Below are 26,217 nucleotides of genomic sequence, written 5' to 3' on the forward strand. Positions count from 1 at the left end.
GTCAATAACGCCGCTGTTCACGGTAACAGCACGGCTGGATAAGCGTTTACGGTTCACGGAATCACGTAAAAGCAGTACAGTGCACTGTAATAAAATTACATTCAGTGTCGGGCATGAATACCCGACACTCAACTGAGGAGAATGACATGGCGGTAACGCAAACAGCCCAGGCATGTGACCTGGTCATTTTCGGCGCGAAGGGCGACCTTGCACGTCGAAAATTGCTGCCTTCCCTGTATCAGCTGGAAAAAGCCGGCCAGATTAACCCGGACACCCGCATTATTGGAGTTGGCCGCGCTGACTGGGACAAAGCAGCCTATACCAAGGTTGTACGCGAAGCGCTCGAAACTTTCATGAAAGAAAAAATCGATGAAAGTTTGTGGGAAACCCTCAGTGGTCGTCTGGAGTTTTGTAACCTGGACGTCAATGATACCGCTGCCTTTAGCCGTCTGGGCGACATGCTGGATCAAAAAGCACGCACCACGATTAACTACTTTGCCATGCCGCCAAGCACGTTTGGCGCGATCTGCAAAGGCTTAGGGGAAGCGAAATTGAACGCTAAACCGGCGCGCGTGGTGATGGAAAAGCCGCTGGGAACGTCGCTGGCAACCTCCCGCGAAATTAACGACCAGGTCGGTCAATATTTTGAAGAATGTCAGGTTTACCGTATTGACCACTATCTGGGCAAAGAAACGGTACTAAACCTGCTGGCACTGCGCTTTGCCAACTCCCTGTTTGTGAACAACTGGGATAACCGCACCATCGATCACGTCGAAATTACCGTGGCGGAAGAGGTGGGTATCGAAGGCCGTTGGGGTTATTTTGACCAGGCCGGTCAGATGCGCGACATGATCCAGAACCACTTGCTGCAAATTCTGTGCATGATCGCCATGTCGCCGCCGTCTGATCTGAGCGCCGACAGCATCCGTGATGAGAAAGTGAAGGTCCTGAAATCACTGCGCCGTATCGATCGTACGAACGTGCGTGAAAAAACGGTGCGTGGTCAGTACACCACCGGTTTTGCACAAGGTAAAAAAGTACCGGGGTACCTGGAAGAAGAGGGTGCGAACAAGAGCAGCAACACCGAAACCTTTGTCGCTATCCGTGTGGATATCGACAACTGGCGCTGGGCGGGCGTGCCGTTTTACCTGCGTACCGGTAAGCGTCTGCCGACCAAATGCTCTGAAGTGGTGGTGTACTTCAAAACGCCTGAACTTAACCTGTTTAAAGAATCCTGGCAGGATCTGCCGCAGAACAAGCTGACCATCCGTTTGCAGCCGGACGAAGGTGTCGATATCCAGGTGCTTAACAAAGTGCCGGGTCTGGACCACAAGCATAATCTGCAGATAACCAAGCTGGATCTGAGCTATTCCGAAACCTTCAATCAAACGCACCTGGCAGATGCCTACGAGCGCTTGCTGTTGGAAACTATGCGCGGCATTCAGGCGCTGTTCGTGCGCCGTGATGAAGTCGAAGAAGCATGGAAGTGGGTGGACTCCATCACCGAAGCCTGGGCGATGGACAACGACGCACCGAAGCCGTATCAGGCTGGGACCTGGGGACCGGTTGCCTCGGTGGCCATGATCACCCGTGACGGTCGTTCCTGGAACGAATTCGAGTAAAATTCCATCTAGCCATTAGGTGTTATTTTACCGGTAACATGATCTAACACAGATTGTAGAATAATTTTTGCACTTTTAAGCCTCGCGTGGATTCACCCGCGGGGCTTTTTTTATTACACTGCCTGAAACGATTTTGCCCCTGAGCTACGGCCAGCAAGCTATTCAGCATGGTGTTACCTTGCTGAAACGCATTGTTAATCCTGATGCTCTGACAGATAAATTTTAGGAGCCTCTATGAATCCGAATTTGTTACGCGTAACACAACGCATCGTTGAACGTTCTCAAAAGACGCGTTCTGCCTACCTCGCCCGTATCGAACAGGCCAAGACGAACACCGTTCATCGTTCGCAGCTGGCGTGCGGGAATCTGGCCCACGGTTTTGCCGCCTGTCAGCCAGAAGATAAAGCATCTCTGAAAAGCATGCTGCGTAACAATATCGCGATCATTACCTCCTATAACGACATGCTTTCTGCGCATCAGCCGTATGAGCATTATCCGGATATCATTCGCAAAGCCTTGCATGCAGCCAATGCGGTAGGCCAGGTTGCGGGTGGCGTGCCGGCGATGTGTGATGGCGTCACTCAGGGACAGGACGGGATGGAGCTTTCCCTGCTGAGCCGCGAAGTGATTGCAATGTCGGCGGCTATTGGCTTGTCTCACAACATGTTCGATGGCGCGCTGTTCCTAGGCGTGTGTGACAAAATTGTCCCGGGGCTGGTGATGGCGGCGCTGTCGTTTGGTCATCTGCCGTCCATCTTTATCCCTTCAGGCCCGATGGCGAGTGGTCTGGCGAACAAAGAAAAAGTCCGTATCCGCCAGCTCTATGCCGAAGGCAAAGTTGACCGTATGGCGCTACTGGAATCCGAAGCCGCGTCTTATCACGCGCCGGGAACCTGTACTTTCTACGGTACCGCAAACACCAACCAGATGGTGGTGGAGTTTATGGGCATGCAGTTGCCGGGCTCCTCTTTCGTGCATCCTGATGCCCCCCTGCGTGAAGCGCTGACCGCGGCGGCGGCGCGTCAGGTCACACGCCTGACCGGTAACGGCAACGAGTGGATGCCTATAGGTAAAATGATTGATGAAAAAGTGGTGGTGAACGGTATTGTGGCCCTGCTGGCGACCGGGGGGTCAACCAACCATACGATGCACCTGGTGGCGATGGCGCGCGCGGCAGGCATTCTCATCAACTGGGATGACTTCTCCGATCTGTCCGATATCGTGCCGCTGATGGCGCGTCTGTACCCTAACGGTCCGGCTGATATTAACCACTTCCAGGCCGCGGGCGGTGTACCGGTGTTGATGCGTGAGCTGCTCAATGCGGGTCTGCTGCATGAAGATGTCAACACCGTCGCGGGCTTCGGCTTGTCGCGTTATACCCAGGAACCGTGGCTGAACAACGGCGAACTGGACTGGCGCGAAGGGGCTGAGAAGTCGCTGGATAGCAGCGTGATTGCTACCTTTGATCAGCCGTTCTCGCATCATGGCGGTACCAAAGTGCTGAGCGGCAACCTGGGGCGCGCGGTGATGAAAACGTCTGCGGTACCGGTTGAAAACCAGATCATCGAAGCCCCGGCAATTGTCTTTGAGAGTCAGCATGATGTGTTACCGGCCTTTGATGCGGGCCTGCTTGACCGTGACTGCGTGGTGGTCGTTCGCCATCAGGGGCCAAAAGCGAACGGCATGCCAGAATTACATAAACTCATGCCGCCTCTTGGTGTATTATTGGACCGTTGTTTCAAAATTGCGTTAGTTACCGATGGACGACTTTCAGGTGCTTCAGGTAAAGTGCCTTCAGCAATCCATGTAACACCGGAAGCTTATGATGGCGGGCTACTGGCAAAAGTACGCGATGGCGACATCATTCGAGTGAATGGACAGACAGGTGAATTGACGCTGCTGGTCGATGAAGAGGAACTTGCCTCTCGTCAGCCCCACATTCCTGACCTCAGCGTATCGCGGGTAGGAACAGGGCGTGAGATGTTCAGTGCGTTGCGCGAAAAGCTGTCCGGTGCGGAGCAGGGCGCAACCTGTATCGATTTTTAAGACTCATTTTGTAATCAGGCGAGAGAAGAAACTCTGATGAAAAACTGGAAGACAAGTGCAGAAGCAATCCTGACCACTGGCCCGGTTGTACCGGTTATCGTGGTGAATAAACTGGAACACGCGGTGCCGATGGCAAAAGCGCTGGTTGCAGGGGGTGTTCGTGTTCTGGAAGTGACCTTACGTACCGCATGTGCGATGGATGCCATTCGTGCTATCGCCAAAGAAGTGCCGGATGCGATCGTCGGTGCAGGTACCGTACTGAACCCGCAGCAGCTCGCGGAAGTGACGGAAGCTGGTGCGCAGTTTGCTATTAGCCCAGGACTGACCGAGCCTCTGCTGAAAGCGGCAACCGAAGGGACGATTCCTCTGATCCCAGGCATCAGCACCGTTTCTGAACTGATGCTGGGCATGGATTACGGCTTGAAAGAATTCAAATTCTTCCCGGCTGAAGCGAACGGCGGGACAAAAGCGCTGCAGGCGATTGCGGGTCCGTTCTCCCAGGTGCGTTTCTGCCCAACCGGCGGTATTTCTCCGGCCAACTACCGTGACTATCTGGCGCTGAAAAGCGTACTGTGTATCGGCGGCTCCTGGCTGGTTCCGGCGGATGCGCTGGAAGCGGGTGACTACGATCGCATTACCAAACTGGCCCGCGAAGCGGTCGAAGGCGCGAAGCAGTAAATCGTTAAATGCCCGATGGTGCGACTGGAACGCACCATCGGGTTTGTTCACGCCGGGAAATCCCCCTGCTGGCGCGCGACCAGCGTCAGGATTGAGTACAGCGCCACAGCTTGCTGATGCTGATTGAAAATCTCCACTGACCATTCCACTACGCCTGTGGCCTTCTCATCAGCGCTGCGCTGGCGTTTCACCGTTTTACGTTTGCAGGTCAGGCGTACCTGGATAGTATCGCCCGGTTTTACCGGCTCGATAAAGCGCAGGTTTTCCATGCCGTAGTTGGCGATAACCGGGCCGACGCCCGCGTCAACAAACAGCCCGGCGGCGGCAGAAATCAGGAAGTAACCGTGCACCACGCGCTCGCCAAAAATCGACTCCGCGGCGGCAATTTTGTCCATGTGAGCGTAGAAGTGATCGCCGCTCAGGCAGGCAAAGTTGACGATATCCGCTTCGGTCAACGTGCGACGCGGGGTGAGCAGGCTGTCACCGGGCTGGATCTCTTCAAAGTATTTGCGGAACGGGTGGATGCGGTCTTCTGCCACCTGCGCGCCGCGCACCCATTGCTGGCCGATGGCGGCAAGCATCGTCGGGCTGCCCTGAATCGCGGTGCGCTGCATGTAGTGTTTTACCGCCCGCAGGCCGCCGAGTTCTTCGCCGCCGCCCGCACGTCCCGGGCCGCCGTGTACCAGCTGCGGCAGCGGGGAACCGTGGCCGGTGGATTCGACGGAAGATTCTTCGTTCAGCACCTGAATACGCCCGTGCGCCCGTGCGGCACCGAGAATAAACTGGCGAGCCAAATCACCATCTGCCGTCACTAATGTTCCCGCCAGGCTACCTTCACCGGCTCGCGCTAGCGCCATCGCATGCTCGCTATTCTGATACGGCATCAGCGTCGCCACCGGGCCAAATGCTTCAATCGCGTGTACCGCCGACACCTCATCTGGCTGCGGGCAGAACAGCAGCGTCGGCGGGAAGAAGGCCCCGGCGGCGTTGAGATCGGTTTTGCCGCCTAGTAACACTTCACATCCGGCGTCCACCAGACGGTTGACGTTATCCTGCACGTCCTGACGCTGCTCGCTGTTGACCAGCGCGCCCATCTTCACGCCTTCCTGCGCCGGGTCGCCGACCACCACTTTTTGCAGACGCGCAATCAGCGCCTCGCTCACCGCTTTCACCTGCGCCTGCGGCACGATAATCCGGCGAATAGCGGTACATTTTTGCCCGGCTTTGGTGGTTATCTCGCGCACTACTTCACGGATAAACAGCGCAAATTCCGGCTGTTCCGGCGTCACATCGTCGCCCAGCACGCAGCAGTTCAGCGAGTCCGCTTCCATGGTGAAGGGGACAGACTTCACCACCAGATTCGGATGCACGCGCAGCTGTTGCCCGGTTTTTGCCGAGCCGGTAAAAGTCACCACGTCCTGATGGTCAAGCTGGTCGAGCAGGTCGCCGGCGCCGCCGCAAATCAGGTTGATCGCGCCTTCCGGCACCAGCCCGCTATCGACAATCGCTTTGACCATCGCCTGGGTTAGCTGCGCGGTGGCGGTGGCCGGTTTGATGATCGCGGGCATCCCGGCAAGCCAGGTGGGGGCCAGCTTTTCTAACATGCCCCAGCACGGGAAGTTAAAGGCGTTGATATGCACCGCCACGCCGGATTTTGAGGTCAGCACGTGACGCGCGGCAAAGCCGCCTTGTTTGGACAGCGGGATCAGCTCATCTTCCGGCCACAGGGTATCGTCCGGCAGTTCACGGCTGCCCAGCCCGGCATAGGTGAAGAGGGTGCCGATACCGCCTTCAATATCCACCCAGCTATCCGCACGCGTCGCGCCGGTCTCGGCGGAGATGGCATAGAAATCGGCCTTCAGCTCCAGCAGATGTTTCGCCACCGCTTTTAACATCGCGCTGCGTTCAATAAAGGTCATCGCCTGTAACGCTTTGCCGCCGTGCTCGATGGCGAAGCGACGCGCCTGCGCCATATCCAGCCCCTCGCTTGTGACTTCCCACAGCGCTTCGCCGCTGATGGCGTGATGAATAGTGCGGGTGCGGCCCCGGCCGGTCTGCCAGGCACCGGATAAATAGCTGGCTAACTGCTGCATGGTTATTCTCCAGATATGTTACGTAATCTCGCTATAAATAGTTCTTTTCTGAATCATAAAATGCAAGCCTGATTTTAATAATTTGTTAACAATGCGATCGAGGACACTATCTCTGATAGTGATACAAGCCTGTTTATAAACGGATTGCTAAAACCCTTTGCGGTACTCATCACAAAATTCACAAACAAAATTTGTGGTTTTATTTAACTAAGATGTAACTTTTATAAAACAAAGTGATTCGCAAAAATTAATTTATTGAATTTATCGGAATCATAAGGTGATGACGTGACAGAAGAACATAGCTTTGACCGGCGCATCGCGCAGGATACAGCCATCGAACCGCAGGACTGGATGCCGGATGCCTACCGCAAAACGCTGATTCGCCAGATTGGTCAGCATGCGCATTCGGAAATTGTTGGCATGCTGCCGGAAGGTAACTGGGTAACCCGCGCCCCAACGCTTCGCCGCAAAGCGATTCTGCTGGCGAAAGTGCAGGATGAAGCCGGACATGGCCTGTACCTCTACAGCGCCGCCGAAACCCTCGGCTGTGCTCGTGAAGATCTGTATCAGAAGATGCTCGACGGGCAGATGAAGTACTCCTCCATTTTTAACTATCCAACCCTGACCTGGGCGGATATCGGCGTCATCGGTTGGTTGGTCGACGGCGCTGCGATCGTCAATCAGGTGGCGCTGTGTCGCACCTCCTACGGCCCGTATGCCAGGGCGATGGTCAAAATCTGCAAAGAAGAGAGCTTCCACCAGCGTCAGGGTTTTGAAGCCTGCATGGCGCTGGCGGCAGGAAGCGAAGAACAGCGTCAAATGTTGCAAGACGCCATCAACCGCTTCTGGTGGCCAGCGTTGATGATGTTCGGCCCGAGCGATGACAACTCGCCGAACAGCGCCCGCAGCATGGCGTGGAAAATCAAACTGCACTCCAACGACGAATTGCGTCAGCGCTTTGTCGACAACACCGTCCCACAGGTGGAAATCCTCGGTATGCAAGTGCCGGACGCTGACCTGCAACTCGACGCAGCCACCGGTCACTACCGCTACGGCGAAATTGACTGGCAGGAACTTAACGAAGTCATCAACGGGCGTGGCATCTGTAACCACGAGCGTCTGGGCGCAAAACGCAAAGCCTGGGAAGAGGGGGCGTGGGTGCGCGAAGCCGCGCTGGCGCATGCCGAAAAACAGCAGGCCCGCAGCGCCGCCTAAGGAGAATAAAGATGAGCAAAACATACTGGCCGTTATACGAAGTGTTTGTCCGCAGCAAACAAGGTTTGTCTCACCGCCACGTCGGTAGCCTGCACGCCGCCGATGACCAGATGGCGCTGGAAAACGCCCGTGATGCCTACACCCGTCGCAGCGAAGGTTGTTCGATTTGGGTAGTGAAGGCGAGCGAAATCGTCGCCTCGCAGCCGGAAGAACGCGGTGCGTTTTTCGACCCGGCAGAGAGCAAAGTCTACCGTCATCCGACGTTCTACACCGTGCCAGACGGCATGGAACATATGTGAGGCAACGATGAATAAGCTGAATCCCGTTGCCACCTATGCCCTGCGTCTGGGCGATAACGGCCTGGTGCTGGCCCAGCGTTTAGGCGCGTGGTGCGGTCATGCGCCGGAGCTGGAGATTGACCTGGCGCTGGCAAACATTGGCCTCGACCTGCTGGGTCAGGCGCGTAATTTCCTCAGCTATGCCGCCGAACTCAACGGCAGCGGCGACGAAGACACGCTGGCCTTTGGTCGCGATGAACGCCAGTTCCGCAATCTGCTGCTGGTTGAACAGCCTAACGGCAACTTTGCCGACACCCTCGCCCGTCAGTTCTTTATCGACGTCTGGCACGTGGCGCTGTTCAGCCGCCTGGTCAACAGCCGTGACGCGCAGCTTGCCGCTATCGCCGCCAAAGGGCTGAAAGAAGTGCGCTATCACCAGCGTTTTAGTCGCGGCTGGCTGGAGCGTTTGGGTAGCGGCACCGAACACTCGGCAAACCTGATGCAGCAAGCGGTGGACAGCCTGTGGCGCTTCACCGGCGAGCTGTTCCAGGCCGATGAGCTGGAGATCGCTTTAATTGCGCAGGGGATCGCCGTCGATCCGCGTGAACTACAGGCCGAATGGCAGGCGACGGTACACACCGCGCTGCTCGATTCTGGTTTGCAGATCCCGCAAGAAGCGGCGTTCCGTAGCGGCGGGAAACAGGGGCTGCACAGTGAACATCTGGGGCCGATGCTGGCAGAGATGCAGTACTTGCAACGTGCTTACCCCGGTCAGCAGTGGTAAACGGAGGTCGCTATGCAACGTCTTGCCACCATCGCGCCCGCTGAGGTGCACAGCATTTGGGGATTGCTAAGCGCCATCCCCGACCCGGAAGTCCCGGTGCTGACCATTACCGACCTCGGCATGGTCCGCAGTGTAGATCGTCACGGCGACGGCTGGGTGATTGGCTTCACGCCAACCTATTCCGGCTGCCCGGCAACCGAACATCTGCTCGGTGAAATCCGCGCGCTGATGACCGAGCACGGCTACACGCCGGTACACATTGTGTTGCAGCTTGACCCACCGTGGACCACCGACTGGATGAACCCGGACGCCCGCGAGCGCTTGCGTCAGTACGGTATCAGCCCGCCGCAGGCCCACGCCTGCCACGCCGACGAGATGCCGAAGGATGTGCTCTGTCCACGCTGCAGTAGCACCCACAGCTCGCTGATTAGCGAATTCGGTTCCACGGCCTGCAAAGCGCTGTACCGCTGCGAAAGCTGCCGTGAACCTTTTGATTACTTTAAATGTATTTGAGGTCGCGATGACAACATTTCATTCGCTTACCGTGGCAAACGTTGAGCCGGAAACCCGCGATGCGGTGACCATCACCTTTGCCATTCCTGACGCGCTGCGTAGCGCCTACGCCTTCCGTCCGGGCCAGCATCTGACGCTGAAAACTCGCCTTGGTGGCGAAGAGTTGCGTCGCTGCTACTCCATCTGCCGCAGTCGCTCACCGGCAGAAATCAGCGTGGCGGTGAAAGCCATCGACGGTGGCCGTTTTTCACGCTTCGCCCAGAGCGATATCCAGCAGGGCATGGAATTTGAGGTGATGGTGCCGCAGGGTCACTTTGGCTACCAGCCACAGGCTGGGCGTAACGCTAACTATCTGGCGATTGCCGCCGGATCCGGCATCACGCCGATGATGGCGATAATTGAAGCCACGCTGACGATTGAACCTGATAGTTGCTTCACCCTGATTTACGGCAACCGCAGCAGCCACAGCATGATGTTCCGCCAGGCGCTGGCTGACCTTAAAGACCGCTATCCGCAGCGTTTACAGGTGATTCATCTGTTCAGCCAGGAGTCGATGGACAGCGACCTGTTACAGGGGCGCATCGACGGCGACAAACTGCGCGCGCTGTCTGAGCATCTGCTCGATTTCAGCCGCTTTGACGCCGCTTTTATCTGCGGCCCGTCGGCGATGATGGACGACGCTGAAACCACGCTGCGTGCGCTGGGAATGCCGGAAAAAGCCATTCACCTAGAGCGTTTCAATACGCCGGGCACCAGCGTTAAACGCGCCACCGGCGTACAGGCAGAAGGGCGCACCGTGACGTTGCGTCAGGACGGTCGCGAGCGTCTGATTTCACTCTCTGCGGAAGATGACAGCATTCTCGATGCCGCGCTGCGACAGGGCGCCGACCTGCCGTTCGCCTGCAAAGGCGGCGTCTGCGCCACCTGCAAATGCAAAGTGGTGCGCGGCGAAGTGGCGATGGCCGCCAACTACAGCCTCGAAGCCGACGAACTGGCAGCGGGTTACGTGCTGAGCTGTCAGGCGCTGCCGACCAGCGGCGATGTGGTGGTCGACTTTGATGCGCGGGGGATGGCATGAGCGAACTGCTGATAACCCGTCACGACCGTGTTTTACAGCTGACGCTGAACCGTCCGCAGGCGCGTAATGCGCTGAATAACGCGCTGCTGACTCAGCTTGCCGAGGCGCTGGAAAGTGCGGCGGCGGATGAGAGCGTTAGCGTCTGCGTGATAAGCGGCAACCCGCGCTACTTTGCCGCCGGTGCCGATCTCAACGAAATGGCAGAAAAAGATCTGCCCGCCACCTTCGACGATATTCGCCCGCGCTTATGGGCGCGTATCGATGCTTTTAACAAGCCGCTGATTGCGGTGGTCAACGGCTATGCGCTGGGCGCGGGCTGTGAGCTGGCGCTGCTGTGCGACCTGGTGATTGCCGGGGATAACGCCCGCTTTGGGCTGCCAGAAATCACCCTCGGCACCATGCCGGGGGCGGGTGGGACTCAGCGTTTGATTCGTAGCGTCGGGAAAGCGCTGGCCAGCCGCATGGTGCTCAGCGGTGAAAGCATTGACGCCCTGCGGGCACAGCAGGCGGGGCTGGTCAGCGATATCCACCCAGCCAACCTTTCTGACGAATACGCACTGAAGCTGGCGGCGACGATTGCCCGCCACTCGCCGCTGGCGCTGCGTGCCGCCAAACAGTCGTTACGTCTGGCGCAGGAGGTCAGTTTGCAGGCCGGGCTAACCCAGGAGCGCCAGCTGTTTACCGTGCTGAGCGCCACCGAAGACCGTCGCGAAGGCATCAATGCCTTTTTAGAAAAACGCACCCCAGCCTTCAAAGGACGTTAACCGTGGACGCATTCATTCTTAGCGATATCGACCAGGGCGTGATGACCATCACCCTGAACCGCCCGGACCGACTCAACAGCTTTAACGACGCCATGCACCAGCAGTTGTCCGAATGCCTGAAGCAGGCTGAACGCGACGAGACCATTCGCTGCCTGCTGATTACCGGTGCCGGGCGCGGTTTTTGTGCCGGACAGGATCTGAACGATCGTAACGTTGACCCAAGCGGCCCCGCACCGGATTTAGGCATGTCGGTGGAGCGTTTTTATAACCCGCTGGTGCGCCGCTTAGCTGCGTTGCCGAAACCGGTGATTTGCGCGGTCAACGGCGTAGCGGCAGGTGCCGGTGCCACGCTGGCGCTGGGCTGCGATATCGTGCTGGCGGCGCGTTCTGCCAAATTTATGATGGCTTTCAGCAAGCTAGGCCTGGTACCGGACTGCGGCGGAAGCTGGGTAATACCGCGCGTCACCACCCGCGCCCGCGCTATGGGATTGATGCTGCTGGGCGACAGCTTGAGCGCAGAACAAGCCGCGCAGTGGGGCATGATCTGGCAGCTGGTGGATGACGCAGAGCTTAAAGACACCAGCCTGACGCTGGCGCGCCATCTGGCTTCCCAGCCCACCTACGGTTTGGGGCTCATCAAGAAAGCGTTGCAACTGGCGGAAACGAATACCCTGGATGAACAGCTTGACGTCGAGCGCGATTTCCAGCGCCTTGCCGGGCGCAGCGATGACTACCGCGAGGGCGTCAGCGCCTTCCTCGGCAAACGTCCTCCACAGTTCAGCGGGAAATAAGCCATGACGCAAACACTCCACACCGTTGCCGTGATTGGCGGCGGCACCATGGGCGCAGGCATCGTTGAAGTGGCTGCCAGCGTCGGGCATTCGGTACTGCTGTATGACATTTCCGCCGACGCGATTACTCGCGCCATCGACGGTATTGCCCAGCGTCTGGATTCCCGCGTCAGTCGCGGAAAAATCAGCGCCGAGCAAGCACAGATGCTGCTGGCTCGCATTACTCCGGCGACTGAACTGAATCAACTTGCGGATGCGCAACTGGTGATTGAAGCCGCGTCCGAGCGTCTGGAGATCAAACAGGCGCTGTTCAGCCAGTTGGCGGAGATCTGCTCTCCGTCGACGCTGCTGACCAGCAATACCTCGTCGATTTCCATTACCACCATTGCCGCTGGCATTAAACACCCCGAGCGCTTAGCCGGGCTGCATTTCTTTAACCCGGCACCGGTGATGAAGCTGGTCGAAGTGGTCAGCGGTCTGGCGACCTCAGCCGAAGTGGTTGAGCAACTGTGCCAGTGCGTAAGCGCCTGGGGTAAACAGCCGGTGCGCTGCCGTTCAACGCCGGGCTTTATCGTCAACCGCGTGGCGCGTCCGTTTTATGCCGAAGCCTGGCGGGCGCTGGAAGAGCAGGTGGCGACGCCTGACGTGATTGACGCCGCATTACGTGACGGCGGCGGGTTCCCGATGGGGCCGCTGGCGCTGACCGACCTTATCGGCCAGGACGTCAATTTTGCGGTGACCTGTTCGGTGTTTAACGCCTTCTGGCAGGACCGACGTTTTCTGCCGTCGCTGCTGCAACAGGAGCTGGCTATTGCCGGGCGTCTGGGTAAGAAGAGCGGTCACGGCGTTTATCGCTGGCCTATTGAAGCACCGCCGGAACAGGCGCTGGCTGTGGTGTCAGCGGAATATGCTGCAAAGAGCGTTAAGCGTGACGTTGTCACTGAATTAGACGATGTGCTGCTGCTGGAAACCACGGGTGAAACCGCGCTGGCCTTAAGTGTGCAGCACAACCGCCCGGTGGTGGTATACGACTACGCGGCGGGCGACACGGTAGTGCTGGCAAGTGCTGCCACCAATTCACAAGCCGCCACCGACAAAGCGGTTTATTTCTTCCAGCAGCAGGGCAAAAAGGTACTGCGCATTGGCGATTATCCGGGCCTGCTGGTGTGGCGCACGGTGGCGATGCTGGCGAACGAAGCGCTGGACGCGCTGCAAAAAGGCGTTGCCAGCGCAGAGGATATTGATACCGCCATGCGTCTGGGCGTCAACTACCCGCGCGGCCCGATTGGCTGGGGTGAATCACTGGGATGGGGGCGCGTCCTGCGTCTGCTGGAGAACCTGCAACAGCATTACGGCGAAGAACGCTATCGCCCGAGTGCGCTGCTGCGCGAAAAAGCGCTACTGGAGATGCGTCATGAGTAATGAAGCCTGGCGCAACGCCCGAGCCATGTATGAGAACGACACCTGTGCCAAAACGCTGGGTATCAAGATTATCGAAATGGACGAAGGCTACGCGCAGATGACCATGGCGGTGTCACCGAATATGTTGAACGGCCATCAAACCTGCCACGGTGGACAACTGTTTTCGCTGGCAGATACCGCATTCGCCTACGCCTGCAACAGCCAGGGGCTGGCGGCGGTGGCGTCTGCCGCCAGTATCGATTTCCTGCGTCCAGCCTTTGTTGGTGAACTGCTGACCGCCACCGCGCGGGTGAAGCAGCAGGGCAAGCTAACCGGCGTCTATGACATTGAAATTACCAATCAGCAGCAAAAAATCGTGGCCCTGTTTCGCGGCAAATCGCACCGCATCGGCGGCACTATCACAGGAGAAGTCTAATGCGTGACGCGTTTATTTGTGACGGCATTCGTACCCCGATTGGTCGCTACGGCGGTACGCTGGCGGGCGTGCGCGCCGACGATCTGGCGGCCATTCCGCTGCGGGAATTACTCAACCGGAATCCGAAGTTGGATGCCAGCGCCATCGACGATGTGATCTTCGGCTGCGCCAATCAGGCGGGGGAAGATAACCGTAACGTGGCGCATATGGCGACGCTGCTGGCGGGTTATCCGCACTCTGTGGCGGGCACCACCATCAACCGATTGTGTGGTTCCGGGCTGGACGCGATTGGCTTTGCCGCTCGGGCGATTAAAGCCGGTGATGCGGATCTGCTGATTGCCGGTGGCGTGGAATCCATGTCCCGTGCGCCGTTTGTGATGGGCAAAGCCACCTCGCCGTTTCAGCGTCAGGCGGAGATGTTTGACACCACCATCGGCTGGCGTTTTGTGAACCCGCTCATGCAGCAACAATTTGGAACTGACAGCATGCCGGAAACGGCGGAGAATGTAGCTGAATTGTTAAATATCAGCCGCGAAGATCAGGACGCCTTTGCTTATCGCAGCCAGCAGCGCACGGCACAAGCTCAGCGCAACGGCATTCTGGCGCAGGAAATTGTGCCAGTGCAGATTATCGGCAAGAAGGGCGCGGTCAGCGCGGTGCGTGATGATGAACATCCGCGTGCGGAAACCACCCTCGAACAACTCTCTTCACTGAAAACCCCGTTCCGTAAAGGCGGCGTAATTACCGCCGGGAACGCCTCCGGCGTGAACGACGGTGCGGCGGCGATGATTATTGCCAGTGAACAGCAGGTAAAGGCGCAGGGGCTGACGCCGCGAGCACGCATCGTAGCGATGGCGACGGTGGGTGTGGAGCCGAAGTTTATGGGGCTGGGGCCGGTACCGGCAGTGCGTAAAGTGCTGGAGCGTGCCGGGCTGAATATTAACGATATGGATGTGATTGAGCTGAACGAAGCCTTTGCCGCTCAGGCGCTGGGCGTGATGCGCCAGCTCGGTCTGGCGGATGACGCTGAACACGTGAATCCCAACGGTGGCGCCATCGCCTTAGGCCACCCGTTGGGAATGAGCGGCGTGCGCTTAGCGCTGGCGGCAACGCTGGAACTGGAACGACGCAATGGACGCTATGCGCTGTGTACGATGTGTATTGGCGTGGGCCAGGGCATTGCCCTGATCCTCGAGCGAGTGTGAGCTAATTGACCTGCGGATACCCTACAAAATGACAACAACATTAGATCCGATTGAAACTGCATCGCGTGACGAATTACAGGCTCTGCAAACCGAACGTCTGAAGTGGACGTTAAAACACGCCTATGAAAATGTGCCGATGTATCGCCGTAAGTTCGATGCGGCGGGCGTTCATCCGGATGATTTCCGTGAGCTGAGTGACCTAAGCAAGTTTCCCTGCACCACCAAGCAGGACCTACGTGATAACTATCCGTTCGACACCTTCGCGGTGCCGATGGAGCAGGTGGTGCGTATCCATGCGTCGTCCGGCACCACCGGCAAACCGACCGTCGTCGGCTATACGCAAAACGACATCGACACCTGGGCCAATATCGTGGCGCGCTCTCTGCGTGCGGCGGGCGGCACGGCGAAAGACAAAATCCACGTGGCCTACGGCTATGGCCTGTTTACCGGCGGCCTGGGCGCACATTACGGCGCGGAACGTTTAGGGGCCACGGTGATCCCGATGTCCGGCGGGCAAACCGAGAAACAGGCGCAGCTGATTCGTGATTTCAAGCCTGACATGATCATGGTGACGCCGTCTTACTGCCTGAACCTGATTGAAGAACTCGAACGCCAGATGGGCGGCGACGCGCGCGGCTGCTCGCTGCGTACCGGCGTCTTTGGTGCCGAGCCGTGGACGGCGGGAATGCGCGCCGAAATTGAACGTCGCCTCGGCATTACCGCGCTGGATATTTACGGCCTGTCCGAAGTGATGGGGCCGGGCGTGGCGATGGAGTGCATTGAAACCGGCGATGGCCCGACTATCTGGGAAGACCATTTCTTCCCAGAAGTGGTCAACCCGGAAGACGGCACGCCGCTGGCCGACGGCGAGCACGGCGAACTGCTGTTCACCACCCTGACCAAAGAAGCGCTGCCGGTGATCCGCTATCGCACCCGCGACCTGACGCGCCTGCTGCCGGGCACCGCCCGCACCATGCGCCGGATGGATCGCATCAGCGGGCGCAGCGATGACATGCTGATTATTCGCGGCGTTAACGTCTTCCCATCGCAACTAGAAGAAGAGATCCTCAAAATTGAACATCTGGCGCCGCATTACCAGCTGGAAGTGGATCGTCGCGGGCATCTTGATTCACTTTCCGTGCGCGTGGAGCTAAAAGAGAGCGGTCTGGCGCTGGACCATGAGCAGCGCTGTCAGATTTGCCACCATCTGCGTCACCGTATTAAGTCGATGGTTGGAATTTCTACCGACGTCAGCATCGTTAACTGCGGCAGCATTCCACGCTCCGAAGGCAAAGCGTGCCGCGTGTTTGATTTGCGTAAAGTCGCAGCAAACGGTTAAGACTCGTAGGCCTGATAAGCGCAGCGCCATCAGGCGAAAGCGCACAGATTGCCGGATGGCGGCGTTGCCTTATCCGGCCTACCAATTCCCGCCGTTTCGCGGAATTATTCCTGTGCTATGATTCAAAAAGGATATAAATAACAACAGAATGAATCATATGGACAAACTCGACAGCTTTATTCAGCAGGCGGTGACCGCGATGCCCATTAGCGGCACCTCGCTTATCGCTTCGTTATACGGTGACTGCTTATCCCAGCGCGGCGGCGAAGTGTGGCTCGGCAGCGTGGCGGCACTGCTTGAAGGACTCGGCTTTGGTGAACGCTTTGTGCGCACCGCGCTGTTTCGCCTTAATAAAGAAGAGTGGCTGGACGTGGTGCGCATTGGCCGCCGCAGCTTCTACCGCCTGAGTGATAAAGGCCTGCGCCTGACACGACGCGCCGAAAGCAAAATTTATCGCGCCAGTGCCCCGGAATGGGACGGCACCTGGCTGTTGTTACTTTCTGAAGGGCTAGAAAAAAATACCCTTAATGAAGTCAAAAAGCAGCTGATTTGGCAGGGGTTCGGCGTCCTTGCGCCAAGCCTGCTGGCCTCGCCGTCGCAAAAGCTGGCGGATGTGCAGTCGCTACTACACGAAGCGGGGGTGGCGGAAAATGTGATTGTATTTGAAGCACATTCACCGCTGGCCATTTCCCGCGCTGCGCTGCGTGAGCGTGTGGAAGAGTGCTGGCAGTTGACCGAACAAAACGCCATGTACGAGGCGTTTATCACATTGTTCCGCCCGCTGTTGCCGCTGCTGCGTGACGCCGATGCGGGTGAGCTGACGCCGGAACGCTGCTTCCAGATCCGTCTGCTGCTGATCCATTTCTATCGTCGGGTGGTACTGAAAGATCCGCTGTTACCAGAGGAACTGCTGCCCGCCCACTGGCTGGGTCAGACCGCACGCCAGTTGTGTATCAATATCTATCAACGCGTCGCGCCCGGTGCTCAGGCTTTTGTCAGTGAAAAAGGCGAAAGTTCAGTGGGCGAACTGCCCGCGCCGGGGCCGCTCTATTATCAACGCTTTGGTGGATTAGCCGAGGCGTAACAGGAGAAGCCATGCCGATTTACCAGATGGACGGAATGATCCCCGTCGTACCTAACGAAAGCTATGTTCATCCAACCGCCGTACTGATTGGCGATGTGATCCTCGGCAAAGGGGTTTACGTGGGTCCTAACGCTAGCCTGCGCGGCGATTTTGGTCGTATCGTGGTGAAAGATGGTGCGAACATTCAGGATAACTGCGTAATGCACGGTTTCCCGGGGCAGGACACGGTGGTGGAAGAAGACGGGCATATCGGCCACGGTGCCATTCTGCACGGTTGCGTAATTGGTCGTAATGCGCTGGTCGGTATGAGCGCAGTAATTATCGACGGGGCGACCATTGGTGAAAACAGTATTGTCGGCGCGTCGGCGTTTGTGAAAGCCCGGGCTGAGATGCCCGCCAACCATCTGATTGTCGGTAGTCCGGCAAAAGCGATTCGCACCCTAACCGAGCAAGAACTGACGTGGAAGAAGCAGGGCACCCGTGAATATCAGATACTAGTGGAACGCTGTCAGCACACGCTTTCTGAAGTGCAACCGCTGACCGAAGCGGAGCCCGACCGTAAGCGGCTGGAGTTTGATGAAGATCTGAAGCCGAAATCAGCGAGTTAGCTCGGGGCAAGCGGGCGTCGGGTTACCGGCGTTGTCATCGGGGAGACAACGCCGGGCACAATGTTCTTATCAGAACTGATAGCTGGCGGTGACGCTGACGTTACGCGGTTCACCATAGACGATAGAGCCGTCAATGTTGGTGTCGTAAGTCTTATCGAACAGGTTGTTCAGGTTGCCCTGCAGGGAGAAGTTTTTTGTCACCTGGTAACGGGTGAATAAATCTACCAATGCGTAGCTACCCTGTTCGGCACGGAACGTCCCGTACGGCGTCACGGTATCGCTGTAAACGCGATTCTGCCAGTTAACACCACCGCCGACGGTCAGCTCCGGTATCGCTGGCAGACGATAACGGGTGAACAGTTTCACCGTAGTACGTGGCAGGTTTGGGTTCACCGCCTTGCCTTCGTTATCTTCAGCAACGTAGCGCGTTGCGCCAAACGTCATCTGCCAGTTATCGGTGATTGCACCGTTCACTTCGAATTCAACCCCTTTGCTGACTGTACCATTGCTCGACTTATAGGCCGTTTCGCCATTGCTGCCGGCAATTGGCGTACCGGTAGACTGTGCCAGGTTATCCTGCTCGATACGGAATACCGCAAGGGTGGTGGTCAGGCGACTGTTCATCCAGTCCGACTTTAACCCCATCTCATAGTTGTTACCGGTGATCGGGGAGAGGTATTTACCCGAACTGTCACGTTTGTTCTGTGGCTGGAAGATAGAGGTATAGCTGGCGTAAGTTGACCAGTTATCATCAATGTCATACACCAGACCGGCATACGGTGTGGTGTGATTTTTTTCCATGCTGTAGGTCAGGGTGTCGATACGCCAGTTGGTATAACGCGCGCCGAGGATCAAGTGCAGCGGGTCGGCCAGCGAAACACGCGTCGCCGCGTAGAGCGATTTCATGTGGGTGGTATCGTCCTGGGCCAGCGATTGTGGACGCCAGTTAGTCTCAGGAATATTACCGTCGAAGTTATTGAAATTCCCCACTTCGTTCGGATACACGTTATCCCAGGCATTGACATAACGGTTGTTTTGTTTGCTGTAGCTGCCGCCGAGCATCAGGTTATGTTGACGACCAAACAGGTCGTAGCCACCGTCGGCGAACAGATCAACCGCATCGATCTTACGCTTGCCGCTGTTCCACCCCGTACCGCCGACGTTGTCGAAGCCAGGTCCATAATTAGCATAAGGGCCGACCAGCATACCGGTGTTTTTGTCGACATAGGCATCGATGTACATTGTTTTGCTGTCGAACTTAACCTCAGAGTGGGTAGCGTTCAGGGTTGTCTGCCAGGTATCGGCAAAACGCTGTTTCAGCGTGACAAAGACTTTGTTGATGTCTTTGTCATTGTAGGCCCAGTCCGGAGCCGTGCTGCGCGAACGATCATAGCTGTTTTTGCTGCCGTCGGTATTCCAGCGCGGCAGGCCACCCCAGGTTGGGCTGTTAACGTCAATACGCTGGTATTCATAACCGGCAGACAGGCTGGTGGTGTCACCCAGATCCGCATCGACAATCCCGGAGAAGAACATTTTTTCGCTGTTGTAGCGGTCAAGCCAGGAGTCGTTATTCTGATATCCGGCGACGATGCGGGCGCGCACATTGCCATCTTCGGTTAACGGACTCTGTAAATCAGTGACATAGCGCTGTTTATTCCAGCTGCCGTATTCTGCCGACACATTACCGGTGAACTCGCGGCTGGTGGCGTGTTTACGAATCATGTTAATGGAGGCCGAAGGATTGCCCGTTCCGGTCATCAAACCGTTCGCTCCGCGCACCACTTCTACGCGTTCAAACAAGGCGGTGTCGGAAAGTGCATCGCCGAGGTTCCAGCGGGATTCAAAATAGGTCGGGATCCCGTCGACCATATAGTTATCAATCTCAAATCCGCGGGAAAAATAGCTGTTACGATCGGAGTCAGCCTGGCTTTTACTGATACCGAGCGTATTGTCCATCACATCACCGAGAGTCTGTAACTGCTGATCTTCCATGCGCTGCTGGCTAACGATAGTGACCGACTGAGGTATATCGCGCTGGGTCATCTGCATTTTTGTGCCCGCTGTCGTCGACTTCACGCTGTAATCCTGTTCTTCGCCGGATGCCGAGTCTGCGGTGGCTGAACCATCAACGATCACCGTATCTTCGTTGGCGGCGAAGCCTGAAGCGGGAATAAAAGCCATGGCAATACAGACAGCAAGCAAGGAAGGGGCGAGTGCGGGTTGACGCTGAGAATCCCGGTTGTATGTTGTGAAAGACATCAATAAGTCCTTGATAATTATTAACATTAAGTTCTAATCACCGTTGCGGGTGATGAACCCTTTTGTTGTTAACTATTAAATTTGTATGTAAATGCAAATGCGAAATATACGCATTCATATTCAACGTGTAAACAGATGCTACAGAGATAAATGAAATATTGTTTCAGTACTATGTCTGAGCAATAGCGGCGGTAAATGGTTATAAGAACAGCGAAGGGGGAGCTTTTTGCTTAAAAAATCGGGGGTTAAAGTTGAAAGAGCGTGAGTAACTCGCTCATACTCTATACTCGCAGAGTCGCTCGGCGTAGCATGGCACAACGCATGGGCTGTTAATGAAAAAGGAAAACGTCGTGGCAGAAGAAACTATATTCAGCAAAATTATTCGTCGTGAAATTCCCTCAGACATCGTGTATCAGGACGAACTGGTAACCGCGTTTCGTGATATTTCACCTCAGGCACCCACGCATATCCTGATCATTCCCAACGTTCTGATCCCAACCGTTAACGATGTAACGGCAGAACATGAACAGGCGCTGGGCCGAATGATCACCGTGGCGGCCAAAATCGCCGAGCAGGAAGGTATTGCCGAAGATGGCTACCGTTTGATCATGAATACCAATCGCCACGGTGGACAAGAGGTGTATCACATCCACATGCATCTGCTAGGGGGCCGTGTGTTGGGGCCAATGCTTGCACATAAAGGTCTATGATAATGACCAGAGGATGCATCGCGCTGACGCTGGGCTTACTGTTGCTGGCTGGCTGTCGTTCACACCCCGAAATTCCGGTCAGTGATGAACAGTCTCTGGTGATGGAATCAACAATACTGGCCGCCGGTATAACAGCAGAACAACCTGCGTTAACCACGTCTGATATTCAGCCTTCGGCATCCTCACGACTCTATAACGAAAGGCAAGAACCCGTCACCGTTCATTATCGGTTTTACTGGTATGACGCCAGAGGGCTGGAAATGCACCCTCTGGAGGCACCACGTAGCGTTACGATTCCGGCACGTTCGTCGGTGACATTGTATGGCAGCGCCAATTTTCTGGGGGCGCACAAGGTTAGACTTTATCTTTATTTGTAAGAGGTGAATCTTGATGATCAAATTGAATCGCTACGCCGTGGTTGCTGCGCTGGCGATATTTCTCTCTGGCTGTGTGGCGCAACGTGAGCCTGCACCGGTAGATGAAGTAAAACCGGTACCGGAACAGCCCGCGCAGCCGCAACAGCCTGTGCCGGTTGTACCTACAGTGCCGACCATTCCGCAGCAGCCGGGTCCGATTGAACATGAGGATCAAACGGCGCAGCCCGCTCCGCGAGTACGTCATTATGACTGGAACGGGGCGATGCAGCCGATGGTGGGCAAAATGCTGCAGGCGGATGGCGTAAAAGCCGGGGGCGTTCTGCTGGTCGACAGCGTGAACAACCGCACTAACGGTTCACTTAATGCAGGGGAAGCCACCGAGACGCTGCGCAATGCGCTGGCGAATAACGGGAAATTTACCCTGGTTTCGGCGCAGCAACTGGCGATAGCGAAGCAGCAACTCGGTTTATCACCGCACGACAGCTTAGGCACGCGCAGCAAAGCGATTGGCATTGCCCGTAACGTCGGTGCCCAGTATGTGCTGTATTCCAGCGCATCCGGTAACGTCAATACGCCATCACTGCAAATGCAATTAATGCTGGTACAAACGGGTGAGATAATCTGGTCAGGTAAAGGTGCCGTTCAGCAACAATAAGCCATTGACGCGCGATGAGGTGTTGTCGCGCTATTTCCCGCGGTATCGTCCCGTCGCAGCTGGTAAGCTTGGCTTGAGCGGCGGGAGCTGCGTCATTGAACATCATTCCCATCGCCTCGTACTGCGCCGTCATCACGATCCTGACGCGCCAGAGTCGCATTTTTTACGCCACTATCATGCGCTAAAACGCCTGCCGGACAGTCTGGCTCCTGAACCTCGTTTTTATACGCGTGGGTGGATGGCCATCGACTATTTTCACGGTAGAGTCGATTCCAGATTACCGGAAGCCGACGAACTCGCGCGCTTACTGTATCATCTTCACCAACAACCCCATTTTGGCTGGCGAGTGAGTCTGCTGCCGTTGCTGGAACAGTACTGGCAGTGTTGTGATCCGACGCGTCGCACATCGTGCTGGTTACGTGTGCTAAAGCGTCTGAGAAAACGACGGGAGCCTCATCCCTTGCGTTTGGGGCCTTTGCATATGGATGTCCACGGCGACAACATTGTGCATACGGCGTCAGGTCTGCGGTTGATTGACTGGGAGTATGCCGGGGACGGCGATATCGCCCTCGAGCTGGCGGCAGTGTGGGTCGCTGACGAGTCGCAACATCGCGAGTTGGTTAACGCCTATGCCCGCCATGCGCATATTGACCCAAACGTTTTGTGGCGGCAGATCAGACAGTGGCAACCCTGGATACTGATGCTGAAGGCGGGGTGGTTTGAGTATCGCTGGCAACAGACTGGCGATCGACAATTTATCAGGCTGGCCGATGACACCTGGCGGCAGCTAACCATGAAAGGATAAGGAGAGCAGTGTGGGTCCAGTAATGTTGGATGTTGAAGGGTATGAGCTGGACGCGGAAGAGCGTGAGATTTTGGCGCACCCGTTGGTGGGTGGTTTGATCCTCTTTACCCGCAATTACCACGACCCGGAACAGTTACGTGAATTAGTGCGTCAGATCCGCGCGGCGTCACGTAATCATCTGGTGGTGGCGGTGGATCAAGAAGGCGGGCGCGTGCAGCGTTTTCGCGAAGGTTTTACCCGCCTGCCAGCGGCACAATCCTTTGCCGCACTGCACGGTCTGGAAGAGGGTGGAAAGCTGGCTGAAAACGCCGGATGGCTGATGGCCAGCGAGATGATTGCGATGGACATCGATATCAGTTTTGCCCCCGTTTTGGATGTCGGCCATATCAGTGCCGCGATTGGCGAGCGCTCGTATCATGCCGATCCGCTAAAAGCGCTGGCGATGGCGACGCGCTTTATCGACGGTATGCACGCGGCAGGCATGAAAACCACCGGGAAACATTTCCCTGGACATGGGGCAGTGACGGCGGATTCACACAAAGAAACGCCCACCGATCCGCGACCGGAAGCTGAAATTCGCGCTAACGATATGTCGGTGTTCCAGGCGCTTATTACGGAAAACAAACTCGACGCGATCATGCCTGCGCACGTTATTTATAGCGAAGTAGACTCCCGCCCGGCGAGTGGTTCATCGCACTGGCTAAAAACGGTCCTGCGTCAGGAGCTTGGTTTTGACGGTGTGATTTTCTCTGACGATCTGTCGATGGAAGGTGCGGCAATCATGGGGAGCTATGCAGAGCGAGGCCAGGCATCGCTGGATGCAGGTTGCGATATGATCCTGGTCTGCAATAATCGTAAAGGGGCAGTCAGTGTGTTAGATAATCTGTCGCCGATCAATGCAGAGCGTGTTACACGTTTGTATCATAAAGGTTCATTTTCGCGTCAGGAACTGATGGACTCGGATCGCTGGAAAACAATCAGCGTCCAGCTCAACCAGCTTCATGAACGCTGGCAGGAAGAGAAAGCAGGTCATTAACGCAAGTTTGCGAGGATGCGATGATTATCTATTTACACGGTTTTGACTCTAACAGTCCGGGCAACCACGAGAAAGTGTTGCAATTACAGTTTATTGACCCGGATGTCAGGCTGATTAGCTACAGTACACGGCATCCTAAACATGATATGCAGCATCTGCTGAAAGAAGTAGATAAAATGTTGCAGCTTAATGTCGACGACCGACCGCTGATTTGCGGTGTGGGTCTGGGCGGCTACTGGGCAGAAAGGATTGGTTTTCTGTGTGATATTCGCCAGGTGGTGTTTAACCCTAACTTGTTCCCGAATGAGAACATGGAAGGAAAAATCGACAGGCCGGAAGAGTACGCTGACATCGCCACAAAATGTGTGACCAATTTCCGTGAGAAGAATCGCGACCGGTGTCTGGTCATTCTGTCACGGCATGATGAAGCGCTGAATAGCCAGCGTTCTTCCGAAGAGCTGCATCACTACTATGAAATTGTATGGGACGAAGATCAGACCCATAAATTTAAAAATATCTCCCCACATTTGCAGCGAATCAAAGCCTTTAAGACGTTAGGTTAGTCACTCACCCACGTTTAACAAAGCCAGCCTGCGGGCTGGTTTTTTTATCTTTAAAATTCCAGTTGTCTATCTTTTCAGCATCAAAACTTGATGCACATCAAATTTGGTATGACCAATGCACCGTTCGTGTTATTCTCAGTCTCGAAGGGCATTTTCATTATCGTAACGTGTTGTTAATTAAAGGCTATGCCTATAACGTTTAATTAACAATTGGTTAATAAAATTTAAGGGGGTCACGTTGACTACACCATTGAAAAGGATCGTGATTGTCGGCGGCGGTGCTGGCGGACTGGAAATGGCGACGCAGCTCGGTAAAAAGCTGGGGCGCAAGAAGAAGGCCAAAATCACGCTGGTAGACAGAAATCACAGCCATCTATGGAAACCGTTGCTGCACGAAGTGGCAACCGGATCGCTGGATGAGGGTGTTGATGCACTGAGCTATCTGGCGCATGCCCGTAACCACGGCTTTGAATTCCAGCTGGGTTCGGTTATGGATATCGATCGCGAAGCGAAGACTATTACTATCGCTGAGCTGCGCGATGAGAAAGGTGAACTGCTGGTTCCTGAGCGCAAAGTGGCGTATGACACGCTGGTAATGGCGTTGGGCAGTACCTCCAATGATTTCAACACGCCGGGTGTCAAAGATCATTGCATCTTCCTTGATAACCCGCATCAGGCTCGCCGTTTCCATCAGGAAATGCTGAACTTGTTCCTGAAGTATTCGGCGAATTTGGGCGCCAACGGCAAAGTGAATATCGCTATTGTCGGTGGTGGTGCGACGGGCGTTGAGCTGTCGGCTGAACTGCATAATGCGGTGAAACAGCTGCACAGCTACGGCTACAAAGGGTTAACCAACGAAGCGCTGAACGTGACGCTGGTGGAAGCCGGTGAGCGTATTCTGCCTGCGTTGCCGCCACGTATTTCCAGCGCGGCTCATAATGAGCTGACCAAGCTGGGCGTGCGTGTGCTGACGCAGACGCTGGTGACCAGCGCTGATGAAGGCGGTCTGCACACCAAAGACGGCGAGTATATTGAAGCCGATCTGATGGTCTGGGCGGCAGGTATCAAAGCGCCAGACTTTATGAAGGATATTGGCGGTCTGGAAACGAACCGTATTAATCAGCTGGTGGTTGAACCGACTCTGCAGACGTCGCGCGACCCTGACGTGTACGCGATTGGTGACTGTGCCTCCTGCGCGCGTCCGGAAGGGGGCTTTGTCCCGCCGCGCGCCCAGGCTGCACACCAGATGGCATCGTGCGCAATGAGCAACATTCTGGCGCAGATGAATGGCAAGCCGCTGAAGGCGTATCAGTATAAAGATCACGGCTCGCTGGTTTCACTGTCTAACTTCTCTACCGTTGGTAGCCTGATGGGCAACCTGACGCGCGGTTCGATGATGGTGGAAGGGCGCATTGCGCGCTTTGTTTACATCTCGCTGTACCGTATGCACCAGATTGCGCTGCACGGCTATTTCAAAACCGGCCTGATGATGCTGGTGGGTAGCATCAACCGTGTAATTCGCCCGCGCCTGAAACTGCACTAATATCGATGTGTGATGCCGGATGACGCTGTTCATCCGGCCCCTTCCTTAAGAGTTCTCTGAATCCTGCTGCTTTGTTTCCTTGTTCCGCTATTTTCATCCGTAATCTGATTGGCATTTTTCATCTCCTGTTGCAAAGTTGTTGCTAATAGCAAAAAAGGAGGAAGTCCCGTGAATAAATCAATGTTGGCGGGTATAGGGATTGGCGTAGCTGCTGCGCTGGGTGTGGCAGCGGTGGCCAGTCTTAACGTGTTTGAGCGTGGCCCACAATATGCACATGTTGTCTCTGCGACCCCGATTAAAGAAACGTAAGCGTGCAGCGAGAACCGTATTGACG

At 56.0% G+C, this 26,217-nt stretch carries 25 protein-coding genes and 1 pseudogene; 24 read left to right on the plus strand and 2 right to left on the minus strand.

The window, feature by feature from the left end:
• Positions 1-146 precede the first annotated feature (146 nt).
• The 3 genes from zwf (at position 147) to kdgA (ending at position 4,346) form a co-directional block, all read left to right on the plus strand.
• Positions 147-1,622 carry a glucose-6-phosphate dehydrogenase gene (gene zwf, locus FDW88_RS15550; RefSeq protein ID WP_096757426.1) on the plus strand — a complete coding sequence of 492 codons (1,476 nt, stop codon included), beginning with the start codon at positions 147-149 and terminating at the stop codon, positions 1,620-1,622.
• A gap of 234 nt (positions 1,623-1,856) precedes the next feature.
• Positions 1,857-3,668, plus strand: a complete 1,812-nt coding sequence (gene edd / locus FDW88_RS15555; RefSeq protein ID WP_137362892.1) for a phosphogluconate dehydratase — start codon at positions 1,857-1,859, stop codon at positions 3,666-3,668.
• A gap of 36 nt (positions 3,669-3,704) precedes the next feature.
• Positions 3,705-4,346, plus strand: coding sequence for a bifunctional 4-hydroxy-2-oxoglutarate aldolase/2-dehydro-3-deoxy-phosphogluconate aldolase (kdgA, locus tag FDW88_RS15560; RefSeq protein ID WP_003034901.1), 642 nt, complete (start codon positions 3,705-3,707; stop codon positions 4,344-4,346).
• Positions 4,347-4,393: 47 nt separating this feature from the next.
• On the opposite strand, the gene paaZ is transcribed toward kdgA, so the two are convergent.
• Complete coding sequence (gene paaZ / locus FDW88_RS15565) at positions 4,394-6,439, minus strand: phenylacetic acid degradation bifunctional protein PaaZ (RefSeq protein ID WP_137362893.1); 2,046 nt, start codon at positions 6,437-6,439, stop codon at positions 4,394-4,396.
• 285 nt (positions 6,440-6,724) lie between these two features.
• On the opposite strand from paaZ, the gene paaA reads away from it, so the two are divergent.
• From paaA to paaY, 13 genes are all read left to right on the plus strand, one after another.
• Complete coding sequence (gene paaA / locus FDW88_RS15570) at positions 6,725-7,654, plus strand: 1,2-phenylacetyl-CoA epoxidase subunit PaaA (protein WP_137362894.1); 930 nt, start codon at positions 6,725-6,727, stop codon at positions 7,652-7,654.
• Between the two features lie 11 nt (positions 7,655-7,665).
• Positions 7,666-7,953 (plus strand): 1,2-phenylacetyl-CoA epoxidase subunit PaaB, encoded by a 288-nt coding sequence (gene paaB, locus FDW88_RS15575; RefSeq protein ID WP_062773507.1) that lies wholly within the window; start codon positions 7,666-7,668, stop codon positions 7,951-7,953.
• A 7-nt stretch (positions 7,954-7,960) separates the two neighbouring features.
• Positions 7,961-8,716, plus strand: a complete 756-nt coding sequence (paaC, locus tag FDW88_RS15580) for a 1,2-phenylacetyl-CoA epoxidase subunit PaaC (RefSeq protein WP_137362895.1) — start codon at positions 7,961-7,963, stop codon at positions 8,714-8,716.
• 12 nt (positions 8,717-8,728) lie between these two features.
• On the plus strand, positions 8,729-9,229 hold the full coding sequence (paaD, locus tag FDW88_RS15585) for a 1,2-phenylacetyl-CoA epoxidase subunit PaaD (RefSeq protein WP_137362896.1): 501 nt from the start codon (positions 8,729-8,731) through the stop codon (positions 9,227-9,229).
• Between the two features lie 7 nt (positions 9,230-9,236).
• Complete coding sequence (gene paaE, locus FDW88_RS15590; RefSeq protein ID WP_137362897.1) at positions 9,237-10,307, plus strand: 1,2-phenylacetyl-CoA epoxidase subunit PaaE; 1,071 nt, start codon at positions 9,237-9,239, stop codon at positions 10,305-10,307.
• The gene (paaF, locus tag FDW88_RS15595; RefSeq protein ID WP_137362898.1) at positions 10,304-11,071 is read left to right on the plus strand and encodes a 2,3-dehydroadipyl-CoA hydratase PaaF; all 768 of its coding nucleotides are present in this window, start codon (positions 10,304-10,306) and stop codon (positions 11,069-11,071) included. The genes paaE and paaF overlap by 4 nt, the downstream gene beginning before the upstream one ends.
• A gap of 2 nt (positions 11,072-11,073) precedes the next feature.
• The gene (paaG, locus tag FDW88_RS15600) at positions 11,074-11,862 is read left to right on the plus strand and encodes a 2-(1,2-epoxy-1,2-dihydrophenyl)acetyl-CoA isomerase PaaG (protein ID WP_137362899.1); all 789 of its coding nucleotides are present in this window, start codon (positions 11,074-11,076) and stop codon (positions 11,860-11,862) included.
• Positions 11,863-11,865: 3 nt separating this feature from the next.
• Complete coding sequence (locus FDW88_RS15605) at positions 11,866-13,284, plus strand: 3-hydroxyacyl-CoA dehydrogenase (protein ID WP_137362900.1); 1,419 nt, start codon at positions 11,866-11,868, stop codon at positions 13,282-13,284.
• Positions 13,277-13,699, plus strand: a complete 423-nt coding sequence (gene paaI, locus FDW88_RS15610) for a hydroxyphenylacetyl-CoA thioesterase PaaI (RefSeq protein ID WP_137362901.1) — start codon at positions 13,277-13,279, stop codon at positions 13,697-13,699. The genes FDW88_RS15605 and paaI overlap by 8 nt, the downstream gene beginning before the upstream one ends.
• Positions 13,699-14,904 (plus strand): 3-oxoadipyl-CoA thiolase, encoded by a 1,206-nt coding sequence (gene pcaF / locus FDW88_RS15615; protein ID WP_137362902.1) that lies wholly within the window; start codon positions 13,699-13,701, stop codon positions 14,902-14,904. Before paaI ends, pcaF begins: the two co-directional genes overlap by 1 nt.
• 28 nt (positions 14,905-14,932) lie before the next feature.
• Entirely contained in the window at positions 14,933-16,243 is a 1,311-nt protein-coding gene (paaK, locus tag FDW88_RS15620) for a phenylacetate--CoA ligase PaaK (RefSeq protein ID WP_135912197.1), read from the plus strand.
• Between the two features lie 157 nt (positions 16,244-16,400).
• Complete coding sequence (paaX, locus tag FDW88_RS15625; RefSeq protein WP_161959003.1) at positions 16,401-17,327, plus strand: phenylacetic acid degradation operon negative regulatory protein PaaX; 927 nt, start codon at positions 16,401-16,403, stop codon at positions 17,325-17,327.
• 11 nt (positions 17,328-17,338) lie between these two features.
• Positions 17,339-17,935: a phenylacetic acid degradation protein PaaY gene (gene paaY, locus FDW88_RS15630; protein WP_137362903.1), complete on the plus strand. Its 597-nt coding sequence runs from the start codon at positions 17,339-17,341 to the stop codon at positions 17,933-17,935.
• A gap of 69 nt (positions 17,936-18,004) precedes the next feature.
• Here paaY and fhuE read toward each other — a convergent pair whose 3' ends face one another.
• The gene (fhuE, locus tag FDW88_RS15635) at positions 18,005-20,194 is read right to left on the minus strand and encodes a ferric-rhodotorulic acid/ferric-coprogen receptor FhuE (protein ID WP_137362904.1); all 2,190 of its coding nucleotides are present in this window, start codon (positions 20,192-20,194) and stop codon (positions 18,005-18,007) included.
• 350 nt (positions 20,195-20,544) lie between these two features.
• Here fhuE and hinT point away from each other — a divergent pair, with 350 nt between their 5' ends.
• The 8 genes and pseudogenes from hinT to FDW88_RS22475 all read left to right on the plus strand — a co-directional run.
• Positions 20,545-20,904 carry a purine nucleoside phosphoramidase gene (gene hinT, locus FDW88_RS15640; protein WP_096759427.1) on the plus strand — a complete coding sequence of 120 codons (360 nt, stop codon included), beginning with the start codon at positions 20,545-20,547 and terminating at the stop codon, positions 20,902-20,904.
• Positions 20,905-20,906: 2 nt separating this feature from the next.
• Entirely contained in the window at positions 20,907-21,281 is a 375-nt protein-coding gene (locus tag FDW88_RS15645) for a YcfL family protein (RefSeq protein WP_096757423.1), read from the plus strand.
• Between the two features lie 13 nt (positions 21,282-21,294).
• The gene (gene lpoB / locus FDW88_RS15650; protein WP_096757422.1) at positions 21,295-21,936 is read left to right on the plus strand and encodes a penicillin-binding protein activator LpoB; all 642 of its coding nucleotides are present in this window, start codon (positions 21,295-21,297) and stop codon (positions 21,934-21,936) included.
• Positions 21,917-22,741 carry a thiamine kinase gene (gene thiK, locus FDW88_RS15655; protein WP_137362905.1) on the plus strand — a complete coding sequence of 275 codons (825 nt, stop codon included), beginning with the start codon at positions 21,917-21,919 and terminating at the stop codon, positions 22,739-22,741. Before lpoB ends, thiK begins: the two co-directional genes overlap by 20 nt.
• 10 nt (positions 22,742-22,751) lie before the next feature.
• A complete protein-coding gene (gene nagZ, locus FDW88_RS15660; RefSeq protein WP_137362906.1) occupies positions 22,752-23,777 on the plus strand; it encodes a beta-N-acetylhexosaminidase in 1,026 nt (341 codons plus the stop codon).
• A 20-nt stretch (positions 23,778-23,797) separates the two neighbouring features.
• Positions 23,798-24,340, plus strand: a complete 543-nt coding sequence (gene ycfP / locus FDW88_RS15665; protein WP_115258746.1) for an alpha/beta hydrolase YcfP — start codon at positions 23,798-23,800, stop codon at positions 24,338-24,340.
• A gap of 238 nt (positions 24,341-24,578) precedes the next feature.
• Positions 24,579-25,883: an NADH-quinone dehydrogenase gene (ndh, locus tag FDW88_RS15670; protein ID WP_137362907.1), complete on the plus strand. Its 1,305-nt coding sequence runs from the start codon at positions 24,579-24,581 to the stop codon at positions 25,881-25,883.
• 168 nt (positions 25,884-26,051) lie between these two features.
• A pseudogene (locus tag FDW88_RS22475) lies at positions 26,052-26,189 on the plus strand (hypothetical protein); the annotation flags it as partial.
• Positions 26,190-26,217: the final 28 nt, after the last annotated feature.

It is taken from the genome of Citrobacter sp. wls829 (genome assembly GCF_005280825.1).
GTDB lineage: Bacteria > Pseudomonadota > Gammaproteobacteria > Enterobacterales > Enterobacteriaceae > Citrobacter > Citrobacter gillenii.